We start from the raw sequence: 17,801 nt of genomic DNA, 5'->3' as shown, positions 1-17,801 counted from the left end.
TTGCTTGTATTTTCAGGTAAAGCCTTTTATATTTATACTGAAAATTCTTAAGTTTGTCAATTTTTTATTGTTCTTTTTCCCGCCTTCGCTTGACTGCGGCACACAGCGTGTCTGGCTTTGTAAAAAGTTGTTGCCAACACCACAGGTGGACTTCGTCGGTACGATTCTCAAAAAACGCAATTACTAGAACTTTATATTTTATATATACGTATTAAATGTAGTGTATATCCATAAATTTAGGCTAAAAATGCAGTTCTTTTGGTTCTTTTATACCAATAAAAGAACTGGGGTGCGGGGCAAAGCCCTGCAAATATTTTAAATTTAAAAAATTAATTTTGACAAATTGTAATTGTTTAGGTATATACTAAAAATTTTTAAGTTTATCAATTTTTTTATTGTTCTTTTTCCCGCCGCAAAAAGAACCAAAAAGTGCAAGTCTAAAAATAATACTAAATAGTACTAATTTATGTTTTACATGTAGAATAAATTACTAAATTTAGCCTGAAATGTAGCCTTTTTACTTCTTTGTGGCACACCTGCCTACGGCACGCAGAGCGAGGCGGACAGCGTCACAAAAGAAGTGTGGGTTGCCGAAGGCACGCAGGGCTAGTTCCCGAAAATAATAAAAATATAAAAACTAATTTTGACAAACTATAGTTGTTTAAGTATATAGTACATATACATCATTTTATAATGTATTAACTTAAATATTATATAATTTTATATAGTTAATAAATTTATACAACTGTTTGTAGATAATTTTTTTATTAAGCCTAATTATATTGTTTATTTTATATAAAATATAATTTGTAATTAATGAAAAATTGTATATACTATATAGAGTATAAAATAAATAGGATATTAAGTGAAGAAAATATTTACAGATATACCGCATCCGATAAAAGAAATAGCAAGGATACTGCATATAGAGGGCTTTCAATGTTTTTTGGTTGGAGGTGCTGTAAGAGATGCTGTAATGGGTATTACTCCGCATGAATACGATATCACTACAGATGCCAAGCCTGAAGATGTGCAAAGAATATTTAAATATACAGTTCCTACTGGTATAAAACATGGTACTATACTTGTTATTATAGAGGATATGCATGTTGAAATAACCACTTTTAGAAGCGATGGTAATTATAGCGATGGAAGGCACCCAGACAATGTAGAATATGCTTCAAGTATAGAAGATGATTTACCAAGAAGAGATTTAACTATAAATGCGATGGCATATAATGTTTTGGACGGCACTCTCATAGATATGTTTGACGGTATGAAAGACATTAAGCGTAAAATAGTAAAATCTGTAGGCGATCCTTATGAGAGATTCAGAGAAGATGGTCTTAGGATAATGCGTGCTATAAGGTTTGCCGCTAAATTAAATTTTGAAATAGAAAAAGAAACATTTGAGGCTATAACACATTCTACAGGTATGCTTGCATCTATTGCAGCTGAACGTATACGTGAAGAGTTTAATGGGATATTATTATCTTCAAATCCTTTCAGAGGCTTAGAGCTTTTAAGAAAAACAGGGGTTTTATCATTAATACTTCCAGAGCTTATGCAAGGATACGGAGTTGCTCAGAATAAATTTCATAAATACGATGTTTATTATCATATACTTCATACCATACAGTCTGTAGAGCCTTTAGAAACTGAAGAATTAACTTTATTAGTAAGGCTTGCTGCACTTTTTCATGATATAGCCAAACCTATGGTTCAGAAAAAAGTATCAAAACAAGATGATCCTGTTTATTATAATCATGAGGTTGTTGGTGCAAAAGTAGCTAAAAATGTAATGAAGAGATTAAAATATTCTAATTCTGAGATAGATTTTGTAACGCTTTTAGTTAGGCAGCATATGTTTTATTATCAGGACGAGTGGACAGACGGAGCAGTTAGAAGATTTATGCGGGCTATTGGTGTTGAAAATATTAAGCCGCTTTTAAGATTGAGAGAAGCTGACAGACTTGGAAGCGGACATAGAAAAGATAAAGAAAGTAAGGCTATACCTAAACTTTTGGCTAGAATTGATAAGATAATTGAAGAAGAAAATGCTATAACAGTAAAAGATTTAAAAATAGACGGTAATGATTTGATTAATGAATTTCATCTAAAGCCCAGCCCTTTGATAGGTAAGATATTAAATTATTTGCTTGATTTAATATTAGATGAGCCTGAATTAAATAACAGAGAATTTTTACTTGAAAAAACTAGAAATTTTTTAGAAAGCAATAATATAAAGGACGAGGCTTGAGAAGAAAATGTACTTGCTTGCTGATATTGGAAATACAAGAGTTAAGTTAGCAATATTTGAAAATAATAATAATGCTCCAATATATTATAAAGCCATAGAGCATAGTAATGCTTTGGATTTGGTAAATGCACTAGATGAAATAAAAAATAATTACAGCAATATAAAAAATGTATTTTACAGCAGTGTATCGCTAAAAGTAAATGACCTGTTTGAGGACAGTGTAGAGGATTGTTTTGATATTAATCCTTATAGAGTTACTCACAATGATATAAAACTTAAAGATAATTTATATGAACCTAAAGATTCTGTAGGTATAGATAGAATCTTATCAACTTATGCTTCTATATGTCTTGATGGGTATGATGATAATAATAAATATGCTTCTATAGTTATAGATATGGGTACAGCAACAACAGTAAGTGTTATGCTTTCAGATTTTACATTCTTAGGCGGTATGATAATAGCAGGAACAAAAACCAGTTATCAGGCACTTTCAAATATTACTTCTCTTCCTTATTATGAAATAGGACCTATATCGTCAATACCAAATCCGATAAACAATAATGTAAAAGATGCTATTATGTCCGGAGCTATATATAATACTATAGGAACTGTTAATTATGCTGTATTAGAAGCAAAAAAATATATAAAATCTAAATACAATATAAAATCAAAAATATTTCTTACAGGCGGTATATCAAATTTAAAACTTTTAAAATGCAAAGTTTATCCTTTTTTAGTACTTCAGGGAATTTATTTTAATATGATATACAACAAATAGTCTATTTGAATATTTTTGTATAAAAATTACTTTACAATATTATATATTAAATTTTTCTAATTTATTAATTATACAGATTATGTTTTTAATATTTTTTATAATAATCTATTTTTAGTATATACTGGACTATTTCATTTTGTCAACTGATGCACTTTATATAGAATTATTAAGTTTTTTGCCGCATAAAAAATTTAATAAAGATGAATTGATAGAACTTTATATTTTAATTATATGTATTAAATGTATGGTAATATCAAAAAATCATGCTGCACGCTTCCTATGGCACTCATAGCGATACGGAATTTGTATGGAAGGCAAAAAGAAGTGTGGAGGTTGGCACAACTGTGAAGCCCAAACTATAATTAAAAAAAATATTAAATTAAAAAACTATGAGTATTAATAAATTGAGTTTTGAAACAAGTCTAATGTTTTATTTGCATGTTGTCTTACCGCACTAATGCTATTTCATCTTTCTACAGTATAAAAATATTAAAAAATAAAATAGTTTAAATAATTATTAAAATGGTTTTCAAAAATATGATACTATATTTTGGTTATGGTATTAATTATAGTATGTAATAAATTTTATATTCATGATATAAATTAAATAAAAAGTATGTATTTAGTATATAAAACATACTTTTTAGTACATATATAATTTGACAAATGAGAAAAAACTGATATACTTTAAAATATATATAAGAAAAGAACGGAGGAGTTTTGCCGATGACTACAGGTAAAGTTACTATACAAAATGATACAGGACTTCATGCTAGACCTGGTAATGAATTTGTTACATTTATAAAAACATTACAAAATTGTAAAATAGAAATAGAAAATGAAGCAGGAAAAAGAGTAAATGCTTCATCTCTTTTAAAAGTTTTGTCTTTAGGGGTAAAAAAAGATTCAGTACTTACTATTTATTGCGATGGTGAAAATGAACAAGAAAATCTAAAAAAAATAGAAGAGTTTCTTGCTAATTTAAAAGATTAATTTTTTTTGGACTTATAATATGGAAAAAAGAATTAGTGGAATTGGGGTTTCCCCCGGTATAGCTATAGGAAAAGTATATCTGCTTCTTAAGAAGGATATTGTAGTATCTAAATGTCCTTGTGCAAATGTAGCTGAGGAGCAAAAGAAATTATTAGAAGCTAGAAATAAAACAAAAGAACAGCTTCTAAAAATTAGAGAAACAACAGCAAAAAAAGTTTCAGAGGAAAAGGCAGCAATTTTTGATGCTCATATAACTTTGCTTGAAGATGAAGATTTACTTGAAGAAGTTAATAATATTATTGCTGATGATAAGGTTTGTGCTGAGTATGCTTTATCTCAAGGTATAGAAGTTTACACTAAAATTTTAAGTGAAGTTGAAGATGAATATTTAAGAGAGCGTGCCGGAGATCTTGCCGATATTTCTGACAGATGGATAAGAAATATTCAGGGGGAAGAAATTACTGATGTTTCTAATCTTCCAAAGGACTCGGTAGTTGTTGCCAGAGATTTAACCCCTTCAGATACTGCAAATTTGGATTTGGATAATACTTTAGGTTTTATTACCGAAATAGGCGGACGTACTTCGCATACTTCTATAATGGCTAGATCTTTAGAGATTCCTGCTGTAGTTGGTATTGGAGAAATTCTAAAAGATTTAGAAAACAATCAAACTATTATCATTAATGGAAATACAGGAGCTGTTATTATAGATCCTTCCAAAGAATCTATAGATGAATGTTTAAAATTAAAAGATGAATTTGATAAAAAAAGAGCTTTATTGAAAGAATATGCTCATAAAGATGCTGTATCTAAAGACGGAACAAAAATAAGAGTATATGCTAATATAGGTTCACCTGCAGATTTAGGCGGAGTTTTAAAAAATGGTGCTGATGGCATAGGTCTTTACAGAACTGAGTTTCTTTTTATGGAAAATACTGATTTTCCTACAGAAGAGGAGCAGTTTAAGGCTTATAAAGAAGTAGCCGTTGCTATGAGCGGACATACTGTTACTATACGTACTATGGATATTGGAGGCGATAAGTATCTGCCTTATTTAGAAATGCCTAAAGAAGAGAATCCGGCATTAGGCTGGCGAGCTTTAAGAATATGCTTAGATAAAACTTCTATTATAAGAACTCAATTCAGAGCTTTGCTTAGAGCTTCTGCTTTTGGTAAAATAAAAGTAATGCTTCCTATGATAGTTTCTTTGGAAGAACTCAGAAAAGCTAAGTCTATATTTAATGAATGCAAACTTGAGCTGGTTAAAGAAAATATTGCTTTTAATGAGGCATTGGAACTTGGCATGATGATAGAAACGCCTTCTGTTGTATTCAGAGCAGAGGCTTTTGCAAGAGAGGCAGATTTCTTCTCCATAGGTACTAATGATTTAACTCAATATACTTTGGCAGCAGACAGAGGAAATGAAAAAATAGCTAGTATATGCGATCCTTATAATCCTTCAGTACTTATAGCTATAAAAATGGCTATAGATGGGGCTCATGCTAATGGTATTATTATTTCTATGTGTGGGGAATTAGCAGGGGATTTACTTGCTGTACCTTTGTTGTTTGGATTAGGTTTAGATGTATTTTCTATGTCGGCTATATCAATACCTGAAGTTAAGAAAATGATTATATCTTTAGATAAGACTGAATGTCAGATGCTTGCTAAAAGAGTTCTTACTTTGGATACTGCTGATGAGGTAAAGGCAGAATTATTAAGATTTTTAGAAATACATGAGAAAGGCGAGACAATAAGCTATTAATATTAGTTTGAAAGATGATTAAAGGGGCTTTTTTTATAAGAAAAGCTCCTTTTTTTATGTATAAAATCTTGAATATATACCGCAAGGAAGAATCATATCTGAGTTTTCTATTGGAAGTCCTATCTCTCCGCTTTCAAAATTGCCTTTATTTTTTATAGATGAGGATAAGATATTTTTTAATGATATATTAGAAAAACTTGCTGTGTAGCAGTTGATTAAAAATAGAATAGGGCAGTCAGATAAAAGTTTAACACATTCTTCTACCAACCTTGTTAAACTTGTTTCTATCTGCCAAAGCTCTCCGTTAGGTCCTCTTCCGTATACCGGAGGATCCATTATTATAACATCGTATTTTCTTTTTCGTCTTACTTCTCTAAGTACAAATTTAATAACATCTTCTATAATAAATCTTACTTTTTTTTGATGAAGATTATTAATTTTTATATTTGTTTTGGCATGTGATACTATTTTTTTTGAAGCATCAACATGTACAACTTCATCACATCCCGCATAAGCACAAGCTACCGTTGCTCCTCCAGTATATGCAAACAAATTAAGAGCTTTAATTTCTTTATTTTCATGAGAAGAAGATTTTTTTTCTTTGATTTTATCTATGATAAACTGCCAATTAACAGCCTGTTCTGGAAAAAGCCCTATATGCTTGAAATTAGTAAACTCTATTTTGAATAATAGATCCTCATATTTGATGATAAAATTATCTTTAGGTTTATTAATATACTGCCAATAACCTCCGCCTTTATCTGAGCGATGATATATTGCATCCATGTTAGTCCATTTATTTAACCGTTTAGACCAAATAACTTGAGAATCAGGACGCGATACTATAAATCCTCCTATATTCTCAAGTTTTTCGCCATCTCCGCAGTCTATAATTTTATAGTCTTGCCATTTATCAGCCAAAAGCATAATTTTTAGTTAGTCTTAATTATATTTTTATCTTTGATTATAGTAAGTAACATCGTTTCTTACTATAACAATATCCACTCTTCTATTCAAAGCTCTGCCGTCCGGCAAATCATTAGAAGCCACAGGTCTGGTATCAGCATATCCGGCAATAGAGTATTTATTTCTATCCAATTTAGCTGTTTGATCATTTTCAAAAAGTTTTTCTAAAATAACCATAGCTCTTGCTGAAGAAAGTCCCCAGTTATTACCAAATTTCTGCTCGGTAATACTTCCGGGTATAATAGAACCTGAGTCTGTATGACCTTCTATTCTTATTTCATTTGGAATACCGCTAAGCAATGAAGCCAACTTGATAAATGTTTCTACATTATTTTGACTGTCTATTATATTAGTAGAAGCCGATTCAAAATATTGGTCAGCACCAAGACTTATAACAAAGCCCCTTTCATCTTCTTCTACTCTAACTTTTTTGCTTTTTATTTCAGCTTCCAACACAGCTACTGCCTTATCAATACTTCTTCCCATAGAATATCCCCTGTCTGTAGAAGGCAGTGTATCAGCATTAGCTCCTCCGTAAACAAGTTTGCTTTGCGACAGAGTGGCACCTCCCGGCATAACACCAAATGAGCCTTGGAATGCTGTTGCAATAAGCTGTATAGCAGAATCGTTAACAGAAGTAGACATTGTAGCAAGAAGCATTACGAAAAATGTTAATACTAAAGTTACGAAGTCTCCGTAAGTTTGCAGCCATAATGGGGCTGAAGGACCAGGAGTATCTGCCTTATCGCCTACTTTTTTAGCTTTTTTACCAAACTTAATTTTTGCCATTTTTTACCTCTAATTATTATCTATCTCCAACTTGTTCATTAACTTTCTGACGCTGAGCTGGAGGCAAGAATGATACAAGTTTATCTTTTACTATTCTAGGGTTATCACCTGCCTGTATAGATAAAATACCTTCAAGCATAATGCTTTTTACCATTGCTTCAGATGAGTGTCTTGCTGCAAGTCTTCCTGATATAGGCAAAGCAAAACCGTTAGCTATAACGGAACCATAGTATGTAGTAATAAGTGCTACCGCCATACCAGAACCTATTGTTTCAAGACCGCCGCCGCCGCCCAAACTTCTAAGCATGATTACAAGTCCGATTAATGTACCAATCATACCCCAAGCAGGGAAAAGCGAAGCAGCATCGTCAAATACTTTTCTTACTGAGTCGTGTCTTGCTTCTATGTTGTCTATTTCTGTATTAAGAATGTTTTTTACAAGTTCCGGGTCTGTTCCGTCTACTACAAGCTGCATACCTTTTTTTAGAAACGGGTCTGAAACTTCCTGTATATCATCTTCTAATACAAGCAAACCTTCTCTTCTGGCTTTTTCAGAAAAACTTATTAATGTTATTATTATTTGGTCTTCTGAATATGCCGGCTTTTGCAAAAGTACTTTAATAGCTTTAGGTACGCCTATTACAGTTCCGATATCATTTGCCATTATAAGCGAGTTAGCACCGCCTCCTGCTGTTACTATTATTGATGCTATATCAAGGAAGTTACCTAATGAACCGCCTCCCCCGATAATACCGAATAAGTTAATTGCTAATGGCATTATAAGACATATAGGTACAATTATATCCATATTTTACTCTCTAACTAAAATTTATTTTTATTATTTTTTTATTCCTCATTACCATAGAATGACGGTTTTTTTACACTATTTTCACAAACTATTCGGCTTCTATACTCTACTATTCTCTTAAGTACAGTTTCAAAGCTGTCTTTAGTTACTACCTTCCTTCCAGATAACATTGTTATTACTAAATCAGGAGTCTCCTCCATAAATTCTATTTGATGCGGATTAACATACAATATACTTCCGTCAAATCTTGTTATATGTATCATACTATCAGAAACTCCTAATTTATATTATACTATAAAATTATAAAAAGTATACTACTATTATAATTATCTCTTAAGTGCTATAACTTCCTGAAGCATTTGATCTGCTGTAGTGATAGTTCTGGCATTAGATTGGAAACCTCTTTGAGTTACTATCATATCGGTAAATTGTTCGCTCAAATCTACGTTAGACATTTCCAAAGCTCCTGCCTTTAAAGAACCTCTGCCTTCAGCAGCAGCAGTACCAATATTAGCAGCTCCTGAGTTATTGCTTGCTACAAATAAAGTGTCTCCTGCTTTTTCTAAACCGCCTGCATTATTAAATTTAGCTAATGCAACCTGTCCTAAAGTTTTTCTATTTCCATTAGTGAATACACCTGTTATTTGACCGCTGTCATCAAAGCTGAAACCTTCTAACATACCCATAGTATATCCGTCTTGTTCTATAGCTTTAGTAGTTGATGGAGATTCAAATTGTGTAATACCGTTAAATAAACCAACTTCTCCCATAGTAAGGTTAATAGTCTGATTTACTTCGCCTTCTGTTCCCTGATAAGTGAAAGATACATTAGGCATTAATACTCCTTCTGTCTGAGTATTAGTACCATCGCTTACTGATATTAATGAACCAGCATCATTAAATACTAATTGGAAAGTATTGTTTCCGCCGCCTTCTACTGGGTCGCCTGCTGATACGCTTACACTTCCTTCTGTCGCATCTGGTATATCTATTGTCATATCCCATCTGTTAACATCTGTTCTAGTGAAAGTTGCTCTTAACTGGCGAGGTATTCCAGTAGAGTCATATATAGTTAAATCTGATTGATGTGTTTCTCCGCTTTTTTGTAAGTTACAGAAATATTTTGTATTTGCTGTAGCTCTTGCTGGGTCTTTTGAACCTACTGGTATAATTAAATCTTCAACACCTGCTGCAGTATTTAATTCCATTTCTCCTGTTTCTGGGTTAAGTACGGCATTCCAGCCTTGTACCTTATAACCTATAGAAGGATTAACTAAATAACCGTCTCTGTCTAAAGAGAAAGCTCCGTTTCTTGTATAGTAAGAATTGTTTCCTCTTTTTTCAATAAAGAAACCTTCTCCCTGAATAGCTAAATCAGTGTTTACTCCTGTAACCTGTAAAGCACCTTGTGTATGTATAGTGTCTATAGTTGCAACCATCATACCTAAGCCTACTTGCTGAGGATTGATACCGCCTCTATCTTCCTGAGGCTTTGCTGCCCCGCTTAAAGATTGGCTTATCATATCCTTAAAAGTAACTCTTCCTCTTTTAAATCCGTATGTATTAACATTTGCTATGTTATTTCCTACTACATCCATTCGAGTTTGATGATTTTGTAAACCAGACACGCCGGCAAATAATGAACGCATCATAAGGCGTATTCCTCCAAAAATTTTAGTATTTCTTATAAAATATTTTCGGTATAATTAAAAATTGTTTAATGTTTTTTTTGATATACTGATACTTATAATAGATTTTACATTAATATATTTTAGGATAAATATAAATCAAATATATTTAATGAATATCTTAAACTTATAATAGATATAAATAATATTCTAAATTTACACTAATACTTAATACTCATATAATTGACTTTTAATTAAAAATCATTTAGAATATTTACACATTTCAAGGGGATATAGCTCAGTTTGGGAGAGCATCACAATGGCATTGTGAGGGTCGTGGGTTCGAGCCCCATTATCTCCAGTTTTGATAAAATATTTTATTTCATACTACACATGTTTTAACGCACGGTAAATAAATCTCATTATATAATAAATATTGTTATTACAAATAAATCTGTTATTTATAATTACGTAATTCGTGCGGTAAGTACGCAGCAAATTTAAAAAACTCTTGGGTGGGCAGCTAAAATAACAGTATCAAACCAAAAAACAAAAAATAGCATATCAGTAACATAATAATACAATTAAATTTAGAGGGCGGGGAGTGAGAATAAAATTTATTAAATTAAATCGTTAATTAAATATTGTTTATATTTTTGCATTTAGCTATATAATATATTTAAAATATGATAGGGTAAAAATATGTCTAATAATACAAATAATTTTAATAATAAAGATAATACTACATTTATATTATATATTGTTGTATGTTTAATATTTTTAATAGCATTGATTGTAATATATTTTTTATTTTCTTATTCAATAAAAAAGTCTATGGATTATAGTATTGGAAAGTTTGAAACAAATTCACAAATACAATTAAGCAATTATTATGAGTTCCTTAAAGAAACGGTTACAAATGAAAGTTTTGAAAATAAAGAGTTTATAAAAAATACATTAGAAGAAGCATTCAAACCTAATATCGATTTACTTAGAGAAACACTAAAAGACAGTAAAGACTTTTCAATAAATACAGTGACTTTCTGGCTCGCATTTTTATCTTTAATAATGATAATATTCACAATTTTAGGAATATACGCCAATAATAAAATAATGGAAAGCAATCAAAAGCAGTCGGAACTTATTATAAAAGAAACAGAATTAGAATCAAATAAAACCTTAGAAGAATTAAATAAAAAAGCCCAAGAAATAGAATTAACATTAAATAAAATAGAAGAACAAACCAAACAATCAAAAACAAATGCTGATATGGCTAAAGTAAGCGAATTACTTAGTAGTGCATTAAATGAACAAATGAATAAAAATTATGATGAAGCCATAAAACTTTATACTGAAGCATTAAAAATAAAACCAAAAAATATAATGGCTTTAAATAATAGAGGTAATATATATTTTGATAAATATAAAGAAACTAAAGAAGAAATATATTTCAAGAAATCATTAGAAGATTATAATAATGCTTTAAGTATTGATAAAAATTATATTAAAGCTTTAAATACTTTAAATAATAGAGGAACTTTATATTCAAATAAATACAGAGAAACTAAAGATGAAGAATATTTTAATAAGGCATTGAAAGATTATAATAAAGAGCTAAGTATTAATAAAAATTACTATTCTCTATATGCAAATATATCATTTTTATATTTAAATCATTATGAAATAAATGATAATAAAGAAAGTTTAAAACAGGCAGAAATATACATAAATAAAGGTTTAGAAATATCACCTAATAATATAGCACTTTTAAATAATAAAGGTATTCTTTCATATTTACAATATAAAGAAAATAATGATAAAAACTATTTAAAAGAATCATTGGAATATCTAAATAAATCGGTAGAAAATAATAAACAGAAATATGAAATAGGAGAAACCTACTACTATTTACATCTTGTATACGATGAATATGCTAAACTTGGTAAAAAAATAAGCGGATATTCAAAAGAAGAATGTAAAAATAAAAGTGATGAGTATCTTCAAAAGTCAAAAGATTTAGGATTCGAGCATTTTATGGAAAAATAAAAATTTTATATTTTTACAACCTGTATTATTAAATACGAACTTCAAAATTTGGACATATAAATGCAGTCTTTTTGGTTCTTTTGGTCACAAAAAGAACTGGGGGTGTGGGGGCAAAGCCTCCACAAACAATAAAATTAAAAAGCAAATTTTGACAAACTTAAAAATTTTTAGTACATAGTAAAATGTATGCATTTTAGCAAAAATTGTTTTTTAACTTCATTGCTTACTAATAAATTTGACATAATGAAAAAAATTAATTATACTATATAAAAATACTATTGAAAGATGAGGTGCTAACTATGGAGAATAATATCAGTAATGAAGAACAAATAAGAAATAAGTTTGAAAGAATATTCCAATATGAAAACAATAAGAATGCATTTCTTGATTATTTTTACGGAAGAACAAATAGCTGTCCTACTTTAAAAAATTATTACGGAGTTGATGCTGAAGATATTTTTAAGTTTTATTTTGATGAAAATACTAAAGAAGAAGATAAAAAAGCTATATCAAAATACGCTGAAGCTGTGATTAAAGATATATACAAGGGTGAAAATGTTGATATAATTTTAAGATTATCCACTGGTGAAGATTTAGAAAAAGCATTAATAGAAAGTTATAATAATACAACTGAAAGAACTATATATGATACAAAATATTCTAAAGCAACTTTGGCTAATAATAAAGCATCTAAATATATAAAAATACAAGTTAATAATTTTTATAAGTTTTCAGAATTAGAAGCCTATGTGTCTAAAGAGTTTAATAAATACTTAGAAAAAGTAAAAAATGACAATAAAGCATTATTGAATAAAGAGCCTCATTTATTATTAACTATTTTGGCATATCTCATAAATAGAGATGATGATAAAATCCTCATCAAACAATTATTAAATTATATAGACTCTCTAAAAATTAATGATGAAGAAACTATATCATTAATTTTTAGTATAGCTGATAAAGATGAAGAAGTTTATAAAAGATTAATGAATATTTTAAATAAAGATAATAATATGATTTATTTTCTTGTGAATATATACAAAGATATGACAAGAACTATAAAATTATATAAAAGATTATTTAAAGGATATTCAGAGGATAAAGGCTATTATTATTACACTCAAAAACTTATACCTGAATATTTAGAACTATGCAGTTTCCCTAAAGAATGTATTTTATTAAACACAATAGTTAATAATAACACTCTTTTTATTTCATATTTAACAGTAGAAGCAAAAAAATTATATGATGAAGACAAAGAAACTTTTTATAAGCTTTATGAGATAATAGCAAAATCAAAATTAGAACAATTATATCTTGATTATGCTATGCTTTCATCAATTATGCTTGCAAGCGGTGATAATAAATATAATATTGATACTAATGCTATTGTAGAAACTCTCAAAACAATGTGCGTAGAGTTATTAAAAATAATGGGAGCTATTAAAAATTTCGATGAAATAACTTCTAAAAGCTTTAAATATGTAAAAGAAAACCCTTATAGCAATCATAGTCATTATTTATCAGCTATAATGTCGCTTGATGGTATAAATGATGAAGCATCAGAAATTACTACTAAATTATTAAAGTATTACGGAATATATGGTAAAATTTCTATTTATGTTTCTATTCAGGAAATATTCTATAATAGAGGTATTTTAGAAGCTAAAGAAAAATTAGTTAATGATAAAAAAGTGCCGTTAAAAGATATTTATTTATCATTATTAAACTCAAAAAATGATATTATTACTCTTATAAAAAATAATGTAGAAGAAACAAAATCTATTATGGAAGAAAAATCATTTATCACTTCTATAACAGTTAATATTAATGGTACTATATCATTCATTAATTATATTTTCAGTGATGAATTAAACGAACTTATTGATAATAAATTTGATTTTGTTTTCAAAGTTCTCGACACAGCAAAATCAAAGGAAATAAAAAAGCATTGTGTATCGGTAATAAATAATAATGAAAGCGTTGTTAGAAGCGAAGTAGAAAAATTGGCAAATGAAGGAAAAGAGGCTTCAAGAACAGTTTATAAAGAGATAATTAAATATTGGGATTTACAAAAGTTTGATGATGATTTTAAATTTAAAAGTGTTGACGAAATAAACGAATATTTAAATAAATACTATAATGAAGGACATGAAACTCTAATAAAAGATATAGACGAAAATATACTCTCTAATATTTTGTTAAAAGATAAAAAAACTAAAGCTCCTTTAAATATAGTTAAGTATATGTTTATGGAATATATTGCTTTAAAAGAGCCTTCAATATTAAAAGACTGCAACAAGATAGCAGAGTTTTTTGATATTGATTCACTTAGAAATGCACTTGATAATATATATTCAAATTGGCTTGATAATAAAGCAGATACAAAATTAAAAAATATACTTATTCCATATTGTCTTTTTCAAACTGAAGATAAACTCTTAAAGTTAAAGGCTCAGATTGAAGAATGGGCATTAAACTCAAGAGGAGCATTAGCAGCACATGCAGTATATGCTATAGCATTAAAAGCAAGCAAATTTGCATTGGTTTTAGTTGACACTATGTCTGTAAAAGTTAAAAATAATCAGGTTAAAAATGCTGCTAAAGATGCATTAAAAAAGACTGCCAAAGCATTAGAGATTTCAGAAGATGAGCTTATAGATAAAATAATACCAGATTTGGATTTTGATAAAAAAGGAATGAGAGAACTTCATTACGGAGGAGAAGCCGACAGAGTATTTAAACTTCAAATAAAAAATGATTTCACTATAGAAGTAACAGATTCAAACAATAAAGTTTTAAAATCACTTCCTGCACCAAACAGTAAAGATGATAAAGAAAAAGCGGATGCAGCTAAAAAAGAATTAACTTTGATAAAGAAAAATATCAAAATGATAACTTCTAATCAAATAACAAGATTAAATAAAGTTTTATTAAATGGGCGTAAATGGTCTTATAAAACTTTTAATGAACTTTTTGTAGAAAACCCTATAATGAACATATTTGCTTTAAAACTTATATGGGGCGTTTATGATGAAAAAAATAATTTAATAGAAAGTTTCAGATATATGGAAGACGGTTCTTTCAATACCTTCGATGAAGAAGAATATATATTTGAAGACAGTCTTAAAAACAAAAAGAATATTACTTTAGTTCACCCTATAGAATTAGACGATGAAAAATTATCAAAATGGAAAACTCAGTTAAGCGACTATGAAATATCACAGCCTATTAATCAGCTTGATTTATTATTTGAAGAAGTGAAAGAAGAGCATATAAAAAACAACAAAATAATTTCTTTTGAAGATAGAGAAATAACAGCAGGCGAGATTATGTCAATGGCAAATAAAATGTCATTTGAAAGAAGCAGAGATATTGAAGACGGCGGAAGCTATACTTATTATGAATTAAAAGACTCTATATTAAATATTGCATGCCGTATAGATTTTGAATATATGTGGTTTGGAATAGAGGCGGGAGAAAAAGTAACATTTAAAAATATTGCTTTTCATAGACTAGATGAAAACGGAAACTGCAATGAAGAAGAATATATAAATCCTTTAGAGATTAATAAGAGATTTACTTCATCAATATATGGAACAGTAAAATCTTATTTTATAAAATAAAAAATTATTCACGCACCTATTGTGTATTTTATATAGTACTTAATAGGGGCATTTAATTATTTATTATAAAATTATTATTATTTAGTACTAATTTTATACTTTCACTTTCGCGAAGTGTATCCGAAGGATAAAAACTTTGATTAAGTTCATAGAGCATAGCGGTTGGAAAAAGTTGATAAAATAAATATAATAACAAATATAAAGGATATAAAATGAGCAGGGAAATTGAAAACTTTAATAGCAATTTTTATGAAGAAATTTTAGACATGGCGTTCGTGCTTAAAGAATCATGCTTAGGAGCTGGTAAAGCTAATAAAGATAAATATTATACTTTATACATTCATGCGATAGCTTTAAAAAATATTTCCTCTAATGAAATTATAGAAAACGATAATATTCTTATTCAGAAAAAAGTTAAAGAAACAAAAGAGTATTTTCAAACACTTAAAAGTAAAAGCATAGCAAGATTAAAGGTGAGAAAAGAAAAAAATACTTATGATTTATATATGAGATTTTTGCTTGAAGATATAGTTGATAATGACTATAAAGATGATGATTTAAATATTATATTAGAAAAATATTCTAAGCCTGTTTATTATAAAGATGAGGAGTTAGGTGATTTTGAGCTTGATAAAAGTATAGACATGTTTAGTAAAGATATACTATGGAATGATAATAATATTTCAGTCTTATTTGAAGATATTGATGAAGAACTAAATAAAAAAAGTGTTGATATAATAAAGAGAATATTTAATAATAAAAAAGATATTGACAAAAAACTAAAAGAGTATATATCAGAAAATATGCTTGAAGATGCCAACATATGGAACGATGATGCAGAAAAGCCTCATATAAGCAAAGAAGATTTCTCAAAATTAATAGCCTTAACATCTATAACTATAAGTGAAGATATTATAACATTTTGGTTTGATGACGGCGATATTTTCTGGGGACACTCTATAGTAGTAGAAAGCGACTGTGATTTTAATTTTACAGATGCTCATATAGAAGGATAATTAATTTTTAATTACTTCTACGCACGATAAATAGAATGTAAAACATTAATTTATTTATAATTCAAATTATATTATATAGTAAATTTTACTTACCGTGCGTTAAATAAATTTTTAATATGATTATATTTTATATTGTGATAATATATATAAATAAAGTATTGTGCTATCTAAGTTCTATTTTATTTTTATGTCAACTTTTCCAAAGCACATATTTAAAAATTAAATGTACTACTAAATTTATATATAATAAATGGCGGTGTATTAATAAAACTTTGAAAATTTATTATTGATATTTTATTTAGTATATTACTATATTAATAGGGTGTAAAAATGGATAAAGAAATTAAAGACTTTAATAAAAATTTTAATGATGAAATTTTTGACATAGCATTCATACTTAAAAGATCATGCTGCAGATATAATAAAATACCTTGTGAAAAATATGATACTTTATTTGTTTATGCTATAGCTTTAAAAAATATTTCTACTAATGAAATTATAGAAAATACTCATATTATCATTCATAAAAAAGTTGAAAAAGCTCAAGAATATTTAAAAATACTTAAAGATGAAAGCATAGTAAGATTAAAGGTGAGAAAAGAAAAAGATCCTGACGACTTCTATATTAATTTTTTACTTGAAGATATAGTTGATAATAATTATAAAGATGATGATTTAAATATCATATTAGAAAAATATTCAGAGGTTATTTATTATAAAGATGAAGAGTTAGGAGATTTTGAACTTAATAAGGATATAAACAGTTTTAAGAAAGAGATGCCTTGGACTTGCAGTAATATTTTAATCTTCTTTGACAATATTGATGAAGAGTTTAATAAAAGAAGCGTTGATATAATCAAAAAAATATTCGCTAATAAAAAAGATATTGATAGGAAATTAAAAGAGTGTGCAGCAGAGAGTATATTTAAGCCTCATAATACAGAAAAAGAAGAATTCATAAAATCAATAAGTTTAACATCTATAAGCATATATTGTGAAAACTGTATAACATTTTATTTTAAAAACGGTGATGGACATACAATTCCAGTAAATAGTGATTGGGATTTTAATTTTAAACCGATTACCCAACTAATGATTTTTTAATTTATAGCCTTCTTTACAC

General features: G+C 28.4%; 13 protein-coding genes and 1 tRNA gene. 9 read left to right on the top strand and 5 right to left on the bottom strand.

The annotated features are described in order from the left end of the window. Positions 1–865: 865 nt before the first annotated feature. From BMUR_RS05165 to ptsP, 4 genes are all read left to right on the top strand, one after another. Positions 866–2,260: a CCA tRNA nucleotidyltransferase gene (locus tag BMUR_RS05165; RefSeq protein WP_013113545.1), complete on the top strand. Its 1,395-nt coding sequence runs from the start codon at positions 866–868 to the stop codon at positions 2,258–2,260. A 7-nt stretch (positions 2,261–2,267) separates the two neighbouring features. After that, positions 2,268–3,041 carry a type III pantothenate kinase gene (locus BMUR_RS05160; protein ID WP_013113544.1) on the top strand — a complete coding sequence of 258 codons (774 nt, stop codon included), beginning with the start codon at positions 2,268–2,270 and terminating at the stop codon, positions 3,039–3,041. 726 nt (positions 3,042–3,767) lie between these two features. Further along, positions 3,768–4,034: an HPr family phosphocarrier protein gene (locus BMUR_RS05155; protein WP_013113543.1), complete on the top strand. Its 267-nt coding sequence runs from the start codon at positions 3,768–3,770 to the stop codon at positions 4,032–4,034. 19 nt (positions 4,035–4,053) lie between these two features. Further along, complete coding sequence (ptsP, locus tag BMUR_RS05150) at positions 4,054–5,799, top strand: phosphoenolpyruvate--protein phosphotransferase (RefSeq protein WP_013113542.1); 1,746 nt, start codon at positions 4,054–4,056, stop codon at positions 5,797–5,799. A 54-nt stretch (positions 5,800–5,853) separates the two neighbouring features. Here the strand turns inward: ptsP and BMUR_RS05145 are convergent, their stop codons facing one another. The 5 genes from BMUR_RS05145 to flgE all read right to left on the bottom strand — a co-directional run bounded on the left by BMUR_RS05145 (position 5,854) and on the right by flgE (position 10,014). Then, positions 5,854–6,726, bottom strand: a complete 873-nt coding sequence (locus tag BMUR_RS05145) for a class I SAM-dependent methyltransferase (RefSeq protein WP_013113541.1) — start codon at positions 6,724–6,726, stop codon at positions 5,854–5,856. A gap of 27 nt (positions 6,727–6,753) precedes the next feature. After that, a complete protein-coding gene (locus BMUR_RS05140; protein ID WP_013113540.1) occupies positions 6,754–7,554 on the bottom strand; it encodes a flagellar motor protein MotB in 801 nt (266 codons plus the stop codon). Positions 7,555–7,570: 16 nt separating this feature from the next. Continuing rightward, complete coding sequence (locus BMUR_RS05135; RefSeq protein ID WP_013113539.1) at positions 7,571–8,362, bottom strand: motility protein A; 792 nt, start codon at positions 8,360–8,362, stop codon at positions 7,571–7,573. Between the two features lie 38 nt (positions 8,363–8,400). Next, positions 8,401–8,625, bottom strand: coding sequence for a flagellar FlbD family protein (locus tag BMUR_RS05130; protein WP_013113538.1), 225 nt, complete (start codon positions 8,623–8,625; stop codon positions 8,401–8,403). A gap of 63 nt (positions 8,626–8,688) precedes the next feature. Then, on the bottom strand, positions 8,689–10,014 hold the full coding sequence (gene flgE / locus BMUR_RS05125) for a flagellar hook protein FlgE (RefSeq protein ID WP_013113537.1): 1,326 nt from the start codon (positions 10,012–10,014) through the stop codon (positions 8,689–8,691). A 263-nt stretch (positions 10,015–10,277) separates the two neighbouring features. On the opposite strand from flgE, the gene BMUR_RS05120 reads away from it, so the two are divergent. The 5 genes from BMUR_RS05120 (at position 10,278) to BMUR_RS05100 (ending at position 17,782) form a co-directional block, all read left to right on the top strand. Continuing rightward, positions 10,278–10,351: transfer RNA gene (locus tag BMUR_RS05120), tRNA-Ala, on the top strand. A gap of 341 nt (positions 10,352–10,692) precedes the next feature. Then, positions 10,693–12,036: a tetratricopeptide repeat protein gene (locus BMUR_RS05115; RefSeq protein ID WP_013113536.1), complete on the top strand. Its 1,344-nt coding sequence runs from the start codon at positions 10,693–10,695 to the stop codon at positions 12,034–12,036. Positions 12,037–12,335: 299 nt separating this feature from the next. Then, the gene (locus BMUR_RS05110; RefSeq protein ID WP_013113535.1) at positions 12,336–15,662 is read left to right on the top strand and encodes a DUF4132 domain-containing protein; all 3,327 of its coding nucleotides are present in this window, start codon (positions 12,336–12,338) and stop codon (positions 15,660–15,662) included. Positions 15,663–15,874: 212 nt separating this feature from the next. Next, on the top strand, positions 15,875–16,678 hold the full coding sequence (locus BMUR_RS05105; RefSeq protein WP_013113534.1) for a DUF2262 domain-containing protein: 804 nt from the start codon (positions 15,875–15,877) through the stop codon (positions 16,676–16,678). A 330-nt stretch (positions 16,679–17,008) separates the two neighbouring features. Further along, a complete protein-coding gene (locus BMUR_RS05100; RefSeq protein WP_013113533.1) occupies positions 17,009–17,782 on the top strand; it encodes a DUF7021 domain-containing protein in 774 nt (257 codons plus the stop codon). Positions 17,783–17,801: the final 19 nt, after the last annotated feature.

The sequence above is a fragment of the Brachyspira murdochii DSM 12563 genome (assembly GCF_000092845.1).
GTDB lineage: Bacteria > Spirochaetota > Brachyspiria > Brachyspirales > Brachyspiraceae > Brachyspira > Brachyspira murdochii.
The sequence above is the reverse complement of the archived record's forward strand: the minus strand, read 5'-3'. Positions and strand labels throughout refer to the sequence as shown.